Here is a 16,463-nt window from a genome sequence, read left to right on the forward strand (position 1 = left end):
AGCCTGCTAATCAGTCAAATGTTCGTGAAGTGTAACAGATTGGGCGCAATTGCCCTACGATTCAACCACCGCGAAAGAAACGCGCTGGCTGCTCGTCTGGCGATAAATCCGGCGCTAAATCGTTGTCCTGGCTGGGTGAATTTTGTTCATCCCCGCCCTCACGCAGTCGGAACTCTTCGTCCTGGGCTGTCGCCTGTTCGACCAATTCCGGATTAATCTCGCGTTTAACCTCCACTCCCAGGCTGCGGAATGCTTCAGCCTGCGCAAGCAGGTTGCCACGCCCGGAGGAGAGCTTTTTCATCGCCTGGCGGTAGTTATCCTGCGCACGATCCAGGCTTTGCCCGACGGAGGACATGTCGTCCACGAAGAGGCGCATTTTGTCGTACAGCTTGCTGGCGCGGTCGGCAATCTGCTGCGCGTTACGGCTCTGGTGCTCATAGCGCCACAGGTTCGCAATGGTGCGTAAGGCCACCAGCAGCGTGGTGGGGCTGACCAGCATAATGTTATTTTTCAGCGCTTCGGTGATCAGTTCGGGCTGTCTGTCGAGCGCCAGCAAAAACGCGGGTTCGACCGGGATAAACATCAGCACGTAGTCCAGCGAGCGCAGCCCCGGCAGTTGCTGATAATCCTTTCTACCCAGCAGGCGAATATGGTTACGCACGGAGGCAATGTGCTCCTGCAGCGCCGATTCGCGCGTATAGTCATCTTCAGCGTTGAAGTAGCGCTCATAGGCCACCAGCGTCATTTTGGCGTCAATGACCACATCTTTGCCCTGCGGCAGACGCACAATCACATCCGGCTGCATTCGCGAGCGGGCATCGTTTTCGATACTCACCTGCGTTTCGTATTCATACCCTTCCCGCAGGCCAGAGGCCTCCAGCACGCGGGTGAGCACCACTTCCCCCCAGTTACCCTGGGTTTTGTTATCGCCTTTCAGCGCCCGCGTCAGGTTGACCGCCTCCTGCGCCATCTGGGCATTCAGCTGTTGAAGATTGCGGATCTCATGCGCCAGCGTGTGGCGTTCGCGGGCTTCCTGACCAAAGCTGTCCTGTACCTGACGGCGAAAGCCGTCCAGCTGTTCGCGCAGCGGCGTCAGCAGGCTGTTCAGGCTCTGGCGATTTTGCTCATCAACGCGGCGGTTGCTGTGCTCGAAAATGCGGTTGGCGAGGTTCTCGAACTGCTCGCTGAGGCGCTGCTCGCTGTTGATCATCTGGCGGATTTTGTCTTCGGCATGCAGCTGGGTGGATTCAAGGCGGGTAGTCACTTCGCGGAGATCGGCCTCCAGCGAGGTGTTGATATCACGCAGGTTACGCAGTTCGTTATTGAGCAGTTCACACTCGTCGCGCCAGTGGTCGCTTAGGGCAAGCTGCTGTTTTGCGGCGCTTAAATCGGCGACGATCTCTTCGCGTTCAGCCAACTGCTCGGTCTTCTGCTGTACATGCTGATAGCTGGATATCAGCCAGCCTATCGCCACGCCCGCCAGCGCAATTACCGCATAAATCAGGATTGATATATCCACAATGCCCCCTGCATCAACGTATTACCCGCACAAAATAAGATTGTGCTGTATAAACGTCCAGTTTGAAAGGGTTTTCCTGCGAGGCGCTACGCAAAAAATAAAGGCCGAACGCGTCGGCCTTTTATCTCAGAGAGGAGAACTAGATCAGGCGGCGAGCCGCTTCAACCACGATTTTCACCGCGTGACTTTCTGTCTGCTTCATGGTTTCGGCGTTCGGGATCTCCTGCTGGGTACGGTTGACGATAACGCCCGCCACCATACCGGCACGCAGACCCTGGCTTGCGCACATGGTCAGCAGCGTTGCGGATTCCATCTCGTAGTTCATCACGCCCATAGACTGCCACTCTTCCATTGAGCCTTTGAAGCGGCTCACCACGCGGCCTGAGAAGGTGTCGTAACGCTCCTGGCCCGGATAGAAGGTATCAGAAGAGGCAGTTACGCCCACGTGAGTGGTTGCGCCCACGGATTTCGCCGCTTCAACCAGCGCGGTGGTGCACTCGAAGTCAGCCACTGCCGGGAATTCCATCGGTGCAAAGTGCAGGCTTGCGCCGTCCAGACGCACGGAAGCGGTCGTCACCAGCACGTCGCCCACGTTAATGTGCGGCTGAATCGCGCCGGTGGTGCCGATACGCAGGAAAGTACGAATGCCCAGCTGCGCCAGCTCTTCCACGGCGATAGAGGTAGACGGGCCACCGATACCGGTAGAGCACACAATCACCGCTTTGCCATCCAGCTCTGCGCGCCAGGTGGTGAATTCACGATGGGCAGCCAGCTTGACCGGCTTATCCATCAGCGCGGCGATCTTTTCCACACGCTCTGGGTCGCCAGGGACGATAGCGAGCGTAGCCCCTTGTAAATCGTTTTTAGTGAGGCCGAGATGAAAAACATCAGACTTAGACATAGGTGACTCCTCTGTGGGTCGGTTAGTCAGAAGAAGTAAAACGGTACTTTACAGAAGCGGTAAGCATAATTTCGTGACGCATCTCACCATGAATGAAAATGATTGCATTGAATTTCCATAAAAAAGTGATTTACATCACATTAACAAGTTATATCGTCAGGTGCTGCACAAAAGATAGACCGTTTAAGGCACTGTGAGTTGTTAACCTGGTGACTATATTTACCTTTGCGCTAACTCATTGGTACGGAGAATGCCATGACTGAAAAAACCGGATTTGCACCTGCTGCGGCTCCGCATGCTTCAACCATCGTCTCAACCTCAGAAGAGGCCATTACAACGGGCGAGACCTCCATCCCCTCTCAGGGAGAAAATATGCCTGCCTGGCACGCGCGGCCAAAGTCAGCAGACGGCCCGCTGCCCATCGTGATTGTGGTTCAGGAGATTTTCGGCGTTCACGAACATATTCGCGACCTCTGCCGCCGCCTGGCGCTGGAGGGTTATCTGGCCGTTGCGCCAGAGCTCTACTTCCGTCAGGGCGATCCGAATGACTACAGTGATATCCCGACGCTGTTCAGCAACCTGGTCAGCAAAGTGCCGGACGCGCAGGTGCTGGCAGACCTCGACCACGTCGCCAGCTGGGCGGCGCGCAACGGCGGCGACCCGCACCGCTTAATGGTCACCGGTTTCTGCTGGGGTGGACGCATTAGCTGGCTGTATGCCGCGCATAACCCGCAGCTGAAAGCCGCCGTTGCCTGGTACGGCAAACTGGTGGGCGAAAAGACGCTGAACTCACCGAAGCATCCGGTTGATATCGCTACCGATCTCAATGCCCCGGTGTTAGGGCTATATGGCGGCCAGGATACCGGCATTCCGCTTGATACCGTCGAGACGATGCGCCACGCGCTGCGGGCGGCGAACGCGAAGGCCGAAATCGTGGTGTATCCCGATGCCGGACACGCGTTTAATGCCGATTATCGTCCGAGCTATCACGCGGAATCCGCTAAAGATGGCTGGCAGAGAATGCTGGCATGGTTTAGCCAGTACGGCGGGAAGAAAGCATAAAAAAAAGCCCGGTGGCGGCTGCGCCTTACCGGGCCTGCGCGTCATCAAGCCTGACGTAAGTTCTGCGCCGCCTTCACCATGTTGGCGAGCGCCGCACGCGTCTCCGGCCAGCCGCGGGTTTTCAGGCCGCAGTCCGGGTTTACCCACAGGCGTTCTGCCGGGATACGCTGAGCGGCTTTTTTAAGCAGCGCCTCAATCCACTCCACGCTCGGCACGTTCGGGGAGTGAATGTCGTACACGCCCGGCCCAATTTCGTTCGGGTAGTCGAACTCTTCAAACGACTCCAGCAGCTCCATGTCTGAACGCGAGGTCTCGATGGTGATCACGTCTGCATCCAGCGCGGCAATCGAATCCATAATGTCGTTAAATTCGCAGTAACACATATGGGTGTGGATCTGGGTGTCGTCCTTCGCCACTGCGGCGTTGATGCGGAATGCTTCCACGCCCCACTGCAGGTAAGAATCCCAGTCGCTGCGGCGCAGCGGTAAACCTTCGCGCAGCGCCGGTTCGTCAATCTGGATGATGCCAATCCCCGCCGCCTCCAGATCCGCCACTTCATCACGGAGCGCCAGGGCGATCTGTTTGGCGATGGTTTCACGGGTCACGTCTTCGCGCGGGAACGACCAGCAGAGGATGGTCACCGGGCCGGTCAGCATGCCTTTTACCGGCTTGTCGGTCAGGGACTGGGCGTACTTCGCCCACTCCACCGTGATCGGTTCCGGGCGGCTGACGTCGCCAATGACCACCGGCGGCTTCACGCAGCGGGAGCCATAGCTCTGTACCCAGCCGTTCTGGGTAAAGACGAAGCCGTCCAGGTGCTCACCGAAATATTCCACCATGTCGTTACGCTCGGCTTCACCGTGCACCAGCACGTCCAGCCCGAGGCGTTCCTGCTCGATAATCGCCTGCTTGATGTGTTCCGCAATGCCGGTGCGGTAGTGATTCGCATCCAGATTGCCCTTTTTGAAGTCCAGACGCAGGCCGCGGATCTCGGTAGTCTGCGGGAATGAACCGATGGTCGTGGTCGGCCATGCGGGCAGGTTGAAGCGGGCGCGCTGGGCTTCGGCACGTACCTCGTACGGGCTCTGACGCTGGCTGTCCCCGGCGGTGATGGCCGCCAGACGTTTTTCTACCGCCGGGTTGTGCACGCGAGCCGAGTGACGACGCGCCTGAATCGGTGCGCTCCAGTCGGTAATCGCCGCCGTGTCGCCGCTGTTGAGCGCGTCGCGCAGCAGTGCCAGCTCTTCACATTTTTGCAGGGCGAAGGCAAACCAGCTTTTTACTTCAGGGTCGAGACGGGTCTCCACGCTCAGATCGATAGGACTGTGCAGCAGCGAGCAGGATGAAGCCACCCACAGCTCACGTTTGCCGACGATGTCTTTAATTTGGGCGTATTTCTCGGTCAGATCGGCGCGCCAGACGTTACGGCCGTTGACCAGACCGGCGGAGAGCAACCACTCCTCAGGCAGGCGCTTGTGCAGCTCTGCGACATCGTCCTTACCGTGAACCAGGTCAACGTGCAGGCCCTGAACCGGCAGCGCGGTGATAGTGTCGAGGTTCGGCGTCACGCCCTCGAAATAGGTGGTCAGCAGCAGCTTCACCTGTCCGGTGAGCGCATCATACGCCGGTTTGAAGGCATCGAGCCACTCCTGCGGCAGCTCCAGCACCAGCGCGGGTTCGTCGATTTGCACCCACTGAATGCCGCGCTTGCCCAGCTCAATCAGCACCTGCTTATAGACCGGCAGAATATCGTTCAGCAGGCTGAGGCGGTCAAATTGTTCGCCCTTCACTTTACCCAGCCACAGGTAGGTTACCGGCCCCAGCAATACGGGCTTCACCTGGTGACCCAGCGCCAGTGCTTCATCCACTTCGTCCAGAAGCTGCGTCCAGGCCAGCGTAAACTGCTGACCTTTGACGAACTCCGGCACCATATAGTGATAGTTGGTGTTAAACCACTTGGTCATTTCCGCCGCTGCCGCTGGCTCACCCGTTGGCGCGCGGCCACGGCCGATGCGGAACAGGGTGTCGATATCCACCGATCCATCTTTGTTCTGATGACGAGCCGGCACGTTGCCCAGCAGCAGGCTGGTCGTCAGAACATGGTCGTACCAGGCGAAATCGCCCACAGGCAGCAGGTCAATACCCGCCTGTTTTTGCTGATCCCAGTGACGGGCGCGCAGCTCCCGCCCCACCGCCAGCAGTTCTTCACGGGTGGCGTTGCCCGCCCAGTAGCTTTCTTGCGCTTTTTTCAGCTCGCGACGCAGGCCAACGCGAGGAAAACCGAGAGTGTGAGTGCGGATTGTCATGGTATGCCCCTTGTGAAATTTGTTATTTAGACGTCCAGATGTTTACACATCTATAATTGGCAGGTACTGTATATTCCTCAAGCGCAAAATGTTCATGGCGGAGTGAAGGACTTTCATGATCGAGATTAAACACCTGAAAACGCTACAAGCGTTGCGGAACTGCGGTTCGCTAGCGGCGGCAGCGGCCACGCTGCACCAGACCCAGTCCGCCCTTTCTCACCAGTTCAGCGATCTGGAACAACGCCTCGGATTTCGTCTTTTTGTGCGTAAGAGCCAGCCTTTGCGCTTTACGCCGCAGGGTGAAATTCTTCTTCAACTGGCGAATCAGGTACTGCCGCAGATCGCCAGCGCGCTGCAGGCGTGTAACGAGCCGCAGCAGACCAAACTGCGGATCGCCATTGAGTGCCACAGCTGTATTCAGTGGCTGACCCCCGCGCTTGAGAACTTTCGCCAGAAGTGGCCGCAGGTGGAGATGGACTTTAAATCCGGCGTGACGTTCGACCCGCAGCCCTCGCTCCAGCAGGGCGAGCTGGATCTGGTGATGACGTCCGACATCCTGCCGCGCAGCGGCCTGCACTATTCGCCGATGTTTGATTTTGAGGTGCGTCTGGTGCTGGCGCCGGACCATCCGCTGGCGGCCAAAACGCGCATTACGCCGGAAGATCTGGCGACAGAAACGCTGCTGATTTACCCGGTTCAGCGCAGCCGCCTGGATATCTGGCGTCATTTTCTGCAGCCGGCAGGCATCAGCCCTCAACTGAAAAGCGTGGATAACACCCTGCTGCTGATCCAGATGGTGGCGGCCAGCATGGGTATCGCGGCGCTGCCGCACTGGGTGGTTGAGAGCTTTGAACGCCAGGGTCTGGTGGTCACCAAAACCCTGGGGGAAGGACTGTGGAGCCGGTTGTACGCCGCCGTGCGCGATGGCGAGCAGCGTCAGCCGGTTACGGAGGCGTTTATTCGCTCAGCGCGGAACCACGCGTGCGACCATCTTCCGTTTGTGCGGAGCGCGGAGCGACCCAGCGGCGATGGACCCACAGTGAAGCCAGGATCACCGCCCCCCCAATAAGGAAGCTCGGCCAGTGCGGCTGTTCCTGCCAGATGGCAAGGTTCACCAGCAGCCCCGCCGGGACGTGCACGTTGTTCATGATCCCCAGCGTACCGGCGTCTACCTGCGTAGCGCCGTAGTTCCACATAAAGTACCCCAGCCCCGACGCCACCACGCCCAGCCAGACCAGAACGCTCCACTGCACGGTGGTGGTCGGCAGCTTTTGCGGGTTGCCGAGCATAAACCACGCCGCCACCGCGACGATCGCCGCACCCATATAGAACCACGCAAACGCGTTGTGCTGCGGCATCGGGCGGGTTTCCATCAGGCGCTTGTAGCCCACCATACCAATGGCAAAGCTGATGTTGGCAAGCTGGACGAACATCAGCCCTGTCCAGAAGTGATCGCTAACTTTGTCGTAGCGAATGATCGCCGCGCCAATAACCGCCAGCGCGGCGCTTAGCAGATATCCCCAGCGCAGACGGCGCCTGCTGAGCAGGTCGTAGATCAGGGTGATATAGAGCGGCGTCAGCACGGTAAAGAGCAGGAATTCGGAGACGGACAGGTAGACGTAAGCCCGGAAGCTGAACAGATACATGATGCCAAGCTGCATCGCCCCCACCAGCATGTACAGCAGAATGGTTTTCAGCGATTGCCCGCGCGTGCGCAGGAACGGCAGAAACACCAGCGCCGCCAGCCCCACGCGCATTAGCACCGAGAAGTAGCTGTCGACCGAACCGGCAAGGTATTCGCCAATCAGGCTAAAGGAGAAGGCCCACAGGATAGTGGTGATAATGAGTAGCGCCACAATGCTTGTCTCTCAGAAAGAAGGACAGGCATTGTAGCGAACTCTTTAGTTGACAACTGAACAATAAACAACCGAATGAAGATTATTCAAGGAACAGTTTGCGCAGGTATTTCGGTACCGCGTTGTCTGCGTTGGTGCCGATGACCTCCAGCTCCGGATGCAGATCCTTCAGGCGCTGGTGCGCGTTTTCCATGATGCAGCCTTTGCCCGCCATAGAGAGCATCTCGGCGTCGTTCATGCCGTCGCCAAAGGCGATACAGTCTTTAAGCGCGAAGCCCAGACGTTTCGCAACCGCTTCGAGCGCGTGACCTTTAGAAACGCCGCCCGCCATCACTTCCAGACAGGTCAGGGTAGAGAAGCTCACGTTGACGCGATCGCCCCAGCGGGCGTTGATCGCCTGCTCAAGCGGCAGCAGCTCTTCGTGGCTGTCGCAGGTGAAGAACACCTTGCTGATCCCCTCTGGATCCAGCAGGCCCGGCTCATACAGGGAGTAGTTGAATACCGCTTCCTTGAAGAAACGCATTTCATCCGGGCGGTGGCGGTTCATGAACCATTCGTCGTCACGGTATACGTTGGTGACGATAGCCGGATTGTTATGCACCACGCCGAAGAGATCGGCAGCAATATCGCGATCCAGGTTATGGGTGAAGATCAGGTTGCCGTCGGTATCATGCACGCGCGCACCGTTGGAGGTGATCATGTACGACTTGATCTCCAGATTATCGCGGATCTGCCCCACGTCCACGTGGTGGCGGCCGGTAGCGAACACAAAGTTCACGCCACGGGCGGTCAGAAGCTTTAAGGTCTCTTTCGCATAAGGCGACAGGGTGTGGTCGGGGGAAAGCAGCGTGCCATCTAAATCAGATGCAACAACCTGGTACATAGGAAAATTTAACCTCAATAGAAAATCAGTTATGCCGGTCGAAAAACTCGACGATGGCGTTAAGCGCGACTGAGCGCATAGCGTCCTTTTCAAAAAGGATCTCATGGTACGCGCCGTTGATGACCAGCGGTTTACCCCCTTCACAAGGGTGACCGGCGGCAGCGCGCAGTTCACAATAGCGGTCATGCATGCGGTTATCCACCACACGCTCTTCCTCCGCCTGAATCAGAAGCGTCGGCGTGTCATCATCGCCTACGCCTGCCAGCACCTGCTCACCGGCCAGAATACCCTCACGCACCCAGTGCCAGGTCGGGCCGCCGACGCGCAAGCGCGGTTCATCGGCATAAAAGCGCAGGTTGCGGCGATAGCGCTGCCGACTGTGGGTTAAGACGTTGATGGCGAACGGCAAAGCGCGCCAGCGTCCGGTTCCGATGGCATAGCCTTCACGAATGCGCTGATGGCCCTCAGCCCAGTCGAGAAGATGGCGCACCATCCAGTCGGGAAAACGAATGACAATACCGTACATCGGCGCGGTGAGCGCAATGGCGTCGCACTGGTGCTCATACCGCTGCAAAAACAGCGTCGAAATGGCGCCGCCCATGGAGTGCGCAAGGATGTACCGCTTGCGCCAGGGGCCGGGCTGAACTTCCTGCTGCCAGAACGCGGCAAAATCGTCGACATAATCGCTGAAGTGATCCACATGCCCGCGGTGCGTATCCGGCAGCATGCGCCCGGACAGCCCCTGTCCACGGTGGTCGATGATCAGCACGTCAAACCCCATGTTGACCAAGTCGTAGGCCAGTTCGGCATATTTAACGTAGCTTTCGATACGCCCGGGGCAGACCACGATCACCCGGTCATTTTTTTCATTGCGGAAGCGAACGAAGCGCACCGGGATGCCACCGACGCCCGTAAACTCGTCTTCCTCACGCTGCCGCCAGAAATCGGTCAGCGGCCCCATTGAGAAAGCAGCAAACGCGTTTTCTCGTGTTTCCCAGTCCTTTTTCTGCTGAAACATTGGGTTTCCACTCACGTAATCCAGGGAATATCGTTTTTTTTCGTCACTGGTCACAAAATGACTCAACAATAGCGTATTGTGGCATAAAAATAGACGGTTCGGGAGCTTCAAATGACCTTCGAGTGGTGGTTCGCCTACCTGCTGACATCAATCATCCTTAGCCTTTCACCCGGCTCTGGCGCCATTAACACTATGACCACCTCCATCAACCACGGCTATCGCGGTGCGGCGGCGTCCATTGCCGGTTTACAGACCGGGCTCGGCATTCATATTGTGCTGGTGGGGATTGGTCTGGGGACGCTGTTCTCTCGTTCGGTGCTGGCGTTTGAAGTGCTGAAGTGGGCCGGTGCGGCGTATCTGATTTGGCTCGGTATCCAGCAGTGGCGCGCGGCAGGCTCGATTGACCTGAATACGCTCTCCAGGACGCAAACGCGCGGCCACCTGTTTAAGCGCGCGGTGTTCGTGAACCTGACGAACCCGAAAAGCATCGTGTTCCTCGCCGCCCTGTTCCCACAGTTTATCGTGCCACATCAGCCTCAGGTGATGCAGTACGTGGTGCTGGGCGCGACCACCATTATTGTCGATATCATCGTGATGATTGGTTACGCGACGCTGGCGCAGCGGATAGCGGCGTGGATCAAAGGGCCTAAGCAGATGAAGGCCCTGAACAAAGTCTTTGGTTCGCTGTTTATGCTGGTGGGCGCGCTGCTTGCGTCAGCGCGTCATGCTTAGCGAGAGATGATGAGATGAATGCCGAAGCCGGCGAACAGCGCGCCGGCGAAGCCGTCGATCCACTTCGCGATGCGCTGATAGCCGCGGCGCATCGCCGGTAAGGCGAACAGGCTGGCAACAATAGTGAACCAGGCGAACGTCTCAACAACGATCAGCAGGAAGATCCCCCAGCGCGCGCCTGCGCCGACGCTGTCACCCACAAACAGCGAGAACACGGATCCGAAATAGATAATCGCTTTCGGGTTTGCCAGGTTAGTCAGGAGCCCTTTTACAAAGCTGCGGCCGCCCGTTGCCAGCTCTACCTTTGGCTCTTCTGGCTTTTTCTCTTCTTTCTTCAGCGCCCCGCGCAGCATCTGGTAGCCCATCCAGCACAGGTACAGCCCGCCGCCAACCATAATGATGTTATGCAGCCACGCCATCTTCGCCAGGATCAGGTTCAGACCGAGCAGCGCGACCGCCGCCCAGACCATAACGCCCATGGTAATACCGAGCACGCCCATCATCGCCTCTTTGCGGGAGCGGCTGACGGCAGTTTGCGACACGAAGAAAAAGTCTGGGCCAGGGCTCATCAGCGCAACGATGTGCACTAACGCCACGGTGAGAAATAGCATTAACATAATTAGCTCGCGGGGAAATAATTCAGTGAGTCATCATCCTGGCACTTTTTCGCCCGTCTGACTACTCCTCGTCGTCACCATCGGCGTGAGAGCGGATAAGCGCCATAAACTCTTTACCGAAGCGCTCCAGCTTACGCGTCCCCACGCCGTTAACGCTGAGCATTTCGCTGGCGCTGAGCGGCATCTGCTCAGCCATCTCTATCAGCGTCGCGTCGTTGAACACCACGTATGGCGGGATGTTCTCTTCGTCAGCGATAGCTTTACGCAGCTTGCGGAGCTTGGCAAACAGCTTGCGGTCGTAGTTACCGCCGTAGGATTTCTGCATCACGCGCGGCTTGAGGGCGACCACGCGCGGCACGGCGAGCTTGAGCTCAACGTCACCGCGCAGCACCGGACGCGCTGCTTCGGTCAGCTGTAGCGCGGAGTGCTGGGCAATGTTCTGTGTGGCAAAGCCGAGGTGGATCAGCTGACGAATAATGCTGACCCAGTGCTCGTGGCTCTGGTCTTTACCGATGCCGTAAACCGGCAGCTTGTCGTGCCCCATGTCGCGGATACGCTGGTTATTGGCACCGCGCAGCACTTCCACCACGTAGCCCATCCCGAAGCGTTGATTCACGCGGTAAATGGTCGAGAGCGCTTTGCGCGCGTCCATCAGCCCATCGTACTGCTTTGGCGGATCGAGGCAGATATCGCAGTTGCCGCACGGCTCCTGTCGCCCTTCACCAAAGTAGTTGAGCAGCACCAGACGGCGGCAGGTTTGCGCTTCAGCGAAGGCACCCATCGCGTTGAGCTTGTGGCGCTCGATGTCCTGGAGTTGTCCCTGGGGCTTCTCTTCCAGACAACGGCGCAGCCACGCCATATCGGCCGGATCATAAAACAGCATCGCTTCCGCAGGCAGGCCGTCACGCCCGGCGCGGCCGGTCTCCTGATAGTAGGATTCGATATTGCGCGGAATGTCGAAATGCACCACAAAGCGCACGTTGGGCTTGTTGATCCCCATCCCGAACGCCACCGTTGCGACCACGATTTGCAGGTCGTCGCGCTGGAATTTCTCCTGCACGTCGGCGCGGATGTGGTTCTCCAGCCCGGCGTGATAGGCCGCGGCGCTAAAGCCACGGTTTTGCAGACGCGCGGCGGTGTCTTCCACCTTCGCACGGCTGTTGCAGTAGATGATACCGGACTTGCCGCGCTGCTCCTGAACGTAGCGCAGGAGCTGGTCCAGCGGCTTGAATTTTTCCATCAGCATGTAGCGGATGTTCGGGCGGTCGAAGCTGCTGACCTGAATATACGGGTCGTTCAGCCCCAGCAGGCGAACAATGTCCAGACGCGTGGTGTCGTCCGCCGTGGCGGTAAGCGCCATAAACGGCAGTTCAGGGAAGCGCTGACGCAGCTGGCCGAGGGCAGCGTATTCCGGACGGAAATCGTGTCCCCACTGGGAGATACAGTGGGCTTCATCCACCGCCAGCAGGACCGGGTTCCAGTGCGCGAGATGGTCGAGGAAGTTATCGAGCATCAGGCGCTCTGGCGCGATATACAGCAGGCGGATCTGCCCGGTGCGGCATCCGGCCATCACCTCTTGCTGCTGCTCGCGGGTTTGCGTCGAGTTCAGGCAGGCCGCCGCCACGCCGTTGGCGAGCAGCTGGTCAACCTGGTCTTTCATCAGGGAAATGAGCGGGGATACCACGACCGTCAGGCCGTTAAGCACCAGCGCGGGCACCTGATAACAGAGGGATTTACCGCCGCCGGTCGGCATCACCACCAGGCAGTCTCGGCCTTCCAGCACGGTTTCAATGATGGTTTCCTGGCCGGGGCGGAACTGCTGGTAGCCAAAGGTTTCATGCAAAACCTGTTTAGCCAGCGACTCCTGATTCAATACTTCCGCCTGCGCCACGTTAACCCCATTTGCGAAAAATAAAACAGGCGCTATTTTCAGCGCCTGAGAGAGAAACTTCAACGTTTAACGCAAAAACATTCGAGCAGCTTAGAGAATATCGTTCAGCATTACGCCCACGCCAACGCGAGTCTGATTGAAGTTGTAGTCGATCAGCGACTCGCCGTAGCCGCTATACACCTGGGTATAGAGACGCACGTGCTTCGTCACCGGGTAGCTCAGACCGAGCTCCGCACCGCCGTAGCCGGTGTTCCAGTTGTACTGCCCCTTCGCGCTCAGCACGGCATCACCAAGCTGGTAGCCGACCTTGAGCTGGTAGTAGCCCATGTATTTGGTGATGTCCGGGTTGTCATCGGTGCTGCCCACCACATACCACGGCTTCACCTCCACCATCCAGTTACCGTTCTGCGCCATCAGACGCGTATAGGCGCGGTTCCAGCTACGCGAGGTTGGATCAGAGCGGCCGTTGGAGTCGTGATTAAAGCCCACTTCGACGTCACGCAGCGTCCAGCCGGCGAATTCATAATCCGTTGCGAAGCCGAGGAACAGCTGCGGCTCGTAGTTGGTTTCGCGAAACGGCGAGGATTCCCCGCTGTTAGAGAGCTGCCACCAGGACTTCTGCGTGTAAGAGCCCCCAAGCACCGAGTTCGGCCCCAGGATGCCGCGCCAGAACGGGAACGCGAGGCTAAGCTGGAACTTCACCTCATCCTTACGCGCATTATCAGACCAGTTATAGGAGCTTATCGCCTCTTTGTTGAGATCGCTGGTTTGGGTATAAATCACGTAGTTCGTGTCATACGGGTAGAGCGTGAACGGATTGTCATGCTCCTGCAGCATATTGGCGATAATGCTGCCCTTAACGGCAGGTTTATCATGGACTTCTTTAATCGTCGCTTCCTGCGCATATGCTGTGAGGGGCAGCGCAACCGCCGCCAGTAACCAGGCCAGATACGTCCGCATCGGTGGTGTTCTCCTGCAAAGAGTAAAATTACCTGAATAGTTATGAGGCGAACATTCTACAGACTTCTGCGATAACTGCTGCATCCTCGTTTCTGAAAGTGGAATTCCTTATTGCTGAAGCATAAAATCAACATTTCATTAACAATAAGGATGTAATGTCTCATGTCAGCCATGCTTACCGCCGAAGAAGTGTTAAAACTCGTGGGCGAGATTTTTGTTTACCATATGCCGTTTAACCGTGCGCTGGGTCTTGAGCTGGAGCGTTATGAGAAAGAGTTTGCCCAGCTGAGTTTCAACAACCAGCCGATGATGGTGGGTAACTGGGCGCAAAGTATTCTGCACGGCGGGGTGATTGCCTCCGCGCTGGACGTGGCGGCAGGCCTGGTCTGCGTGGGCAGTACGCTGACGCGCCATGACACCATCAACGAAGATGAACTCCGCCAGCGTCTGGCGCGCATGGGCACCATTGATTTACGCGTCGACTATCTTCGCCCGGGGCGCGGAAACCGCTTTACCTGCACCAGCAGCCTGCTGCGTGCCGGGAACAAAGTTGCCGTTGCCCGCGTTGAGCTGCATAACGAGGAGCAGGTTTATATCGCCAGCGCAACCGCCACTTATATGGTGGGTTGAGGCGGCAAATTCGGGTAAAATTGATTCACTTTTTTGTAACGGATTTTCCCGATGGATGCTAAACAGACGCGGCAGGGCGTTTTACTCGCCCTTGCCGCTTATTTTATTTGGGGTATCGCCCCGGCGTACTTCAAATTTATCGCCTATGTTCCGGCCGACGAGATCCTCACTCACCGCGTCATCTGGTCGTTTTTCTTTATGATCGCGCTGATGAGCATCAGCCGTCAGTGGTCCGGCGTTAAAACGCTGCTGCAAACCCCTAAAAAGGTCTTCCTGCTGGCGCTTTCTGCGGTGCTGATCGGCGGCAACTGGCTGCTGTTTATCTGGGCGGTGAATAACCACCACATGCTCGAAGCGAGCCTGGGGTACTTCATTAACCCGCTGGTGAATATCGTGCTGGGGATGATTTTCCTCGGCGAACGCTTCCGCCGGATGCAGTGGGTGGCGGTGATTCTCGCCTTCTGCGGCGTGCTGGTGCAGCTGTGGACGTTTGGCTCGCTGCCGGTTATCGCCCTCGGTCTGGCGTTCAGCTTTGCTTTTTACGGCCTGGTACGTAAGAAAATTGCGGTGGAAGCGCAAACCGGGATGCTGTTTGAAACCCTGTGGCTGCTGCCGGTGGCGGCGATCTATCTGTTCGGTATCGCCGACAGCGCCACCAGCCATATGGGCAGCAACCCGTGGTCGCTGAACCTGATGCTGATGGCGGCGGGCGTAGTGACCACCATTCCGCTGCTGTGCTTCACCGGTGCGGCAACGCGCCTGCGCCTCTCCACGCTGGGCTTCTTCCAGTACATTGGCCCGACGCTGATGTTCCTGCTGGCGGTGGTGTTTTACGGCGAAGTGCCGGGTGCGGATAAGATGGTGACCTTCGCCTTTATCTGGGTGGCGCTGGCGATTTTCGTCGCCGATGCGATTTATACCCAGCGCAGAACCCGCAGAGGAATGTAGGTGTTTTGTAGGGCGGGTAAGCGCAGCGCCACCCGCCAGATTTTACAGCCAGTTCCGACGCTTAAAGTACAGATACGGTGCCAGCCCGGCGAGGATCATGAAGATAATCGCCCCTGGGTAGCCAAAGCTCCACTTCAGCTCCGGCATAAACTCGAAGTTCATTCCGTAGCTGGACGCCACCAGCGTCGGCGGCAGGAACACCACGGACACTACCGAGAAGATCTTGATGATGCGGTTCTGCTCGATGTTGATAAAGCCCATCGCCGCCTGCATCAGGAAGTTCACCTTCTGGAACAGGGATTCGTTGTGCGGCAGCAGAGATTCGATATCGCGTAAGATCTCACGCGCCTGCTCCAGCTGACCGCCCGGCAGACGCGCCTTGCGCACCAGGAAGTTCAGCGCGCGCTGGGTATCCATCAGACACAAACGCACCTTCCAGCCGATATCTTCCAGCTCTGCCAGCGTCGAAAGCGCTTCGTCGTACTCATCCCCCTGATGGCCTTCCATGATCACGCGGCTCAGCTTTTCCAGATCGCTGTAGATGTTTTCAATTTCATCCGCCAGCTGTTCAATTTTAGTCTCGAACAGATCGAGCAGCAGCTCGTAAGCGTTACCGTCCACCATCGCCTGGCTGCGGGCGCGCATGCGGTAGAGACGGAATGCCGGCAGTTCGCGTTCACGCAGAGTAAACAGACGACCGTCGCGAATGGTAAACGCCACGGTGGAGTTGCCCGCGTGATCTTCCGCATCTTCAAAGAAGAAGAAGGAGTGAATGTGCAGGCCGTCTTCATCTTCAAAGAAACGCGCGGAGGCTTCGATGTCTTCCAGTTCCGGGCGGGTTGCCAGGCTTTGCCCCAGCTCAGATTGTACGCGAAGGCGTTCATCGTCGTCCGGCTCGACCAGATCCACCCATACGGCATCAATGAGGGGCTGTGACTCTTCGGCTTCAAGCCGAGTCAGTCGGTTATTTTCGAGTTGAAATGCGCTCAACATGACCGGGACTCCCAATGCAAAAAATATCGGACAGTTCGGTGGGCACACAGAAACAAATTGGGTTTCAGACCATTAAACAGCCTGACTCAGCGCGACGGGAATAATGCAGTCGCTGACAACCACTAAGGCCATCAGCATGAGGAGATA

General features: G+C 57.7%; 15 protein-coding genes. 5 read left to right on the plus strand and 10 right to left on the minus strand.

Translation table 11 applies throughout. The features are described 5' to 3' along the window. Positions 1-61 precede the first annotated feature (61 nt). Together rmuC and udp are read right to left on the minus strand one after the other, a co-directional pair. Positions 62-1,519 (minus strand): DNA recombination protein RmuC, encoded by a 1,458-nt coding sequence (rmuC, locus tag APT89_RS11260; RefSeq protein WP_060572376.1) that lies wholly within the window; start codon positions 1,517-1,519, stop codon positions 62-64. A gap of 139 nt (positions 1,520-1,658) precedes the next feature. Further along, positions 1,659-2,420: a uridine phosphorylase gene (gene udp, locus APT89_RS11265; protein ID WP_003860792.1), complete on the minus strand. Its 762-nt coding sequence runs from the start codon at positions 2,418-2,420 to the stop codon at positions 1,659-1,661. Positions 2,421-2,675: 255 nt separating this feature from the next. On the opposite strand from udp, the gene APT89_RS11270 reads away from it, so the two are divergent. Next, positions 2,676-3,482, plus strand: a complete 807-nt coding sequence (locus tag APT89_RS11270; protein WP_059355313.1) for a dienelactone hydrolase family protein — start codon at positions 2,676-2,678, stop codon at positions 3,480-3,482. 44 nt (positions 3,483-3,526) lie between these two features. Here the strand turns inward: APT89_RS11270 and metE are convergent, their stop codons facing one another. Then, positions 3,527-5,788 (minus strand): 5-methyltetrahydropteroyltriglutamate--homocysteine S-methyltransferase, encoded by a 2,262-nt coding sequence (metE, locus tag APT89_RS11275; RefSeq protein ID WP_060572379.1) that lies wholly within the window; start codon positions 5,786-5,788, stop codon positions 3,527-3,529. 115 nt (positions 5,789-5,903) lie between these two features. Between metE and metR the strand changes: the two genes are divergently transcribed. Then, positions 5,904-6,857 carry an HTH-type transcriptional regulator MetR gene (gene metR, locus APT89_RS11280; protein ID WP_028014783.1) on the plus strand — a complete coding sequence of 318 codons (954 nt, stop codon included), beginning with the start codon at positions 5,904-5,906 and terminating at the stop codon, positions 6,855-6,857. On the opposite strand, the gene APT89_RS11285 is transcribed toward metR, so the two are convergent. The 3 genes from APT89_RS11285 to pldB all read right to left on the minus strand — a co-directional run bounded on the left by APT89_RS11285 (position 6,745) and on the right by pldB (position 9,545). Next, entirely contained in the window at positions 6,745-7,644 is a 900-nt protein-coding gene (locus tag APT89_RS11285; protein ID WP_032644934.1) for a carboxylate/amino acid/amine transporter, read from the minus strand. The two genes, metR and APT89_RS11285, sit on opposite strands and share 113 nt — an antisense overlap. An 82-nt stretch (positions 7,645-7,726) precedes the next feature. Next, on the minus strand, positions 7,727-8,527 hold the full coding sequence (yigL, locus tag APT89_RS11290; RefSeq protein WP_028014784.1) for a sugar/pyridoxal phosphate phosphatase YigL: 801 nt from the start codon (positions 8,525-8,527) through the stop codon (positions 7,727-7,729). Between the two features lie 25 nt (positions 8,528-8,552). Then, the gene (pldB, locus tag APT89_RS11295; RefSeq protein WP_041911835.1) at positions 8,553-9,545 is read right to left on the minus strand and encodes a lysophospholipase L2; all 993 of its coding nucleotides are present in this window, start codon (positions 9,543-9,545) and stop codon (positions 8,553-8,555) included. A gap of 111 nt (positions 9,546-9,656) precedes the next feature. Here pldB and rhtB point away from each other — a divergent pair, with 111 nt between their 5' ends. Further along, the gene (rhtB, locus tag APT89_RS11300; protein ID WP_028014786.1) at positions 9,657-10,277 is read left to right on the plus strand and encodes a homoserine/homoserine lactone efflux protein; all 621 of its coding nucleotides are present in this window, start codon (positions 9,657-9,659) and stop codon (positions 10,275-10,277) included. Here rhtB and rhtC read toward each other — a convergent pair. From rhtC to pldA, 3 genes are all read right to left on the minus strand, one after another. Beyond that, positions 10,274-10,894, minus strand: coding sequence for a threonine export protein RhtC (rhtC, locus tag APT89_RS11305; protein ID WP_010426287.1), 621 nt, complete (start codon positions 10,892-10,894; stop codon positions 10,274-10,276). The genes rhtB and rhtC overlap by 4 nt on opposite strands. A 61-nt stretch (positions 10,895-10,955) precedes the next feature. Further along, the gene (gene recQ, locus APT89_RS11310; protein WP_032644788.1) at positions 10,956-12,785 is read right to left on the minus strand and encodes an ATP-dependent DNA helicase RecQ; all 1,830 of its coding nucleotides are present in this window, start codon (positions 12,783-12,785) and stop codon (positions 10,956-10,958) included. 90 nt (positions 12,786-12,875) lie between these two features. Further along, positions 12,876-13,745, minus strand: a complete 870-nt coding sequence (gene pldA / locus APT89_RS11315; RefSeq protein WP_060572381.1) for a phospholipase A — start codon at positions 13,743-13,745, stop codon at positions 12,876-12,878. Between the two features lie 162 nt (positions 13,746-13,907). Here pldA and yigI point away from each other — a divergent pair, with 162 nt between their 5' ends. Both yigI and rarD read left to right on the plus strand, forming a co-directional pair. Then, positions 13,908-14,375 carry an acyl-CoA thioesterase YigI gene (gene yigI / locus APT89_RS11320; protein WP_028014789.1) on the plus strand — a complete coding sequence of 156 codons (468 nt, stop codon included), beginning with the start codon at positions 13,908-13,910 and terminating at the stop codon, positions 14,373-14,375. A gap of 51 nt (positions 14,376-14,426) precedes the next feature. Continuing rightward, a complete protein-coding gene (rarD, locus tag APT89_RS11325; protein WP_048959726.1) occupies positions 14,427-15,323 on the plus strand; it encodes an EamA family transporter RarD in 897 nt (298 codons plus the stop codon). A 42-nt stretch (positions 15,324-15,365) separates the two neighbouring features. Here rarD and corA read toward each other — a convergent pair whose 3' ends face one another. Next, positions 15,366-16,316: a magnesium/cobalt transporter CorA gene (gene corA / locus APT89_RS11330; protein WP_008501540.1), complete on the minus strand. Its 951-nt coding sequence runs from the start codon at positions 16,314-16,316 to the stop codon at positions 15,366-15,368. Between the last annotated feature and the right edge of the window lie 147 nt (positions 16,317-16,463).

The organism is Enterobacter sp. 50588862 (assembly GCF_001462935.1).
Lineage (GTDB): Bacteria > Pseudomonadota > Gammaproteobacteria > Enterobacterales > Enterobacteriaceae > Enterobacter > Enterobacter bugandensis.

Coding starts and splice junctions, on each gene's coding strand:
- yigL (WP_028014784.1), bottom strand. CDS start 8,527: ATGTACCAGGTTGTTGCATCTGATTTAGATGGCACGCTGCTTTCCCCC.
- metE (WP_060572379.1), bottom strand. CDS start 5,788: ATGACAATCCGCACTCACACTCTCGGTTTTCCTCGCGTTGGCCTGCGT.
- corA (WP_008501540.1), bottom strand. CDS start 16,316: ATGTTGAGCGCATTTCAACTCGAAAATAACCGACTGACTCGGCTTGAA.
- yigI (WP_028014789.1), top strand. CDS start 13,908: ATGTCAGCCATGCTTACCGCCGAAGAAGTGTTAAAACTCGTGGGCGAG.
- rarD (WP_048959726.1), top strand. CDS start 14,427: ATGGATGCTAAACAGACGCGGCAGGGCGTTTTACTCGCCCTTGCCGCT.
- pldB (WP_041911835.1), bottom strand. CDS start 9,545: ATGTTTCAGCAGAAAAAGGACTGGGAAACACGAGAAAACGCGTTTGCT.
- udp (WP_003860792.1), bottom strand. CDS start 2,420: ATGTCTAAGTCTGATGTTTTTCATCTCGGCCTCACTAAAAACGATTTA.
- rhtC (WP_010426287.1), bottom strand. CDS start 10,894: ATGTTAATGCTATTTCTCACCGTGGCGTTAGTGCACATCGTTGCGCTG.
- metR (WP_028014783.1), top strand. CDS start 5,904: ATGATCGAGATTAAACACCTGAAAACGCTACAAGCGTTGCGGAACTGC.
- APT89_RS11270 (WP_059355313.1), top strand. CDS start 2,676: ATGACTGAAAAAACCGGATTTGCACCTGCTGCGGCTCCGCATGCTTCA.
- pldA (WP_060572381.1), bottom strand. CDS start 13,745: ATGCGGACGTATCTGGCCTGGTTACTGGCGGCGGTTGCGCTGCCCCTC.
- rhtB (WP_028014786.1), top strand. CDS start 9,657: ATGACCTTCGAGTGGTGGTTCGCCTACCTGCTGACATCAATCATCCTT.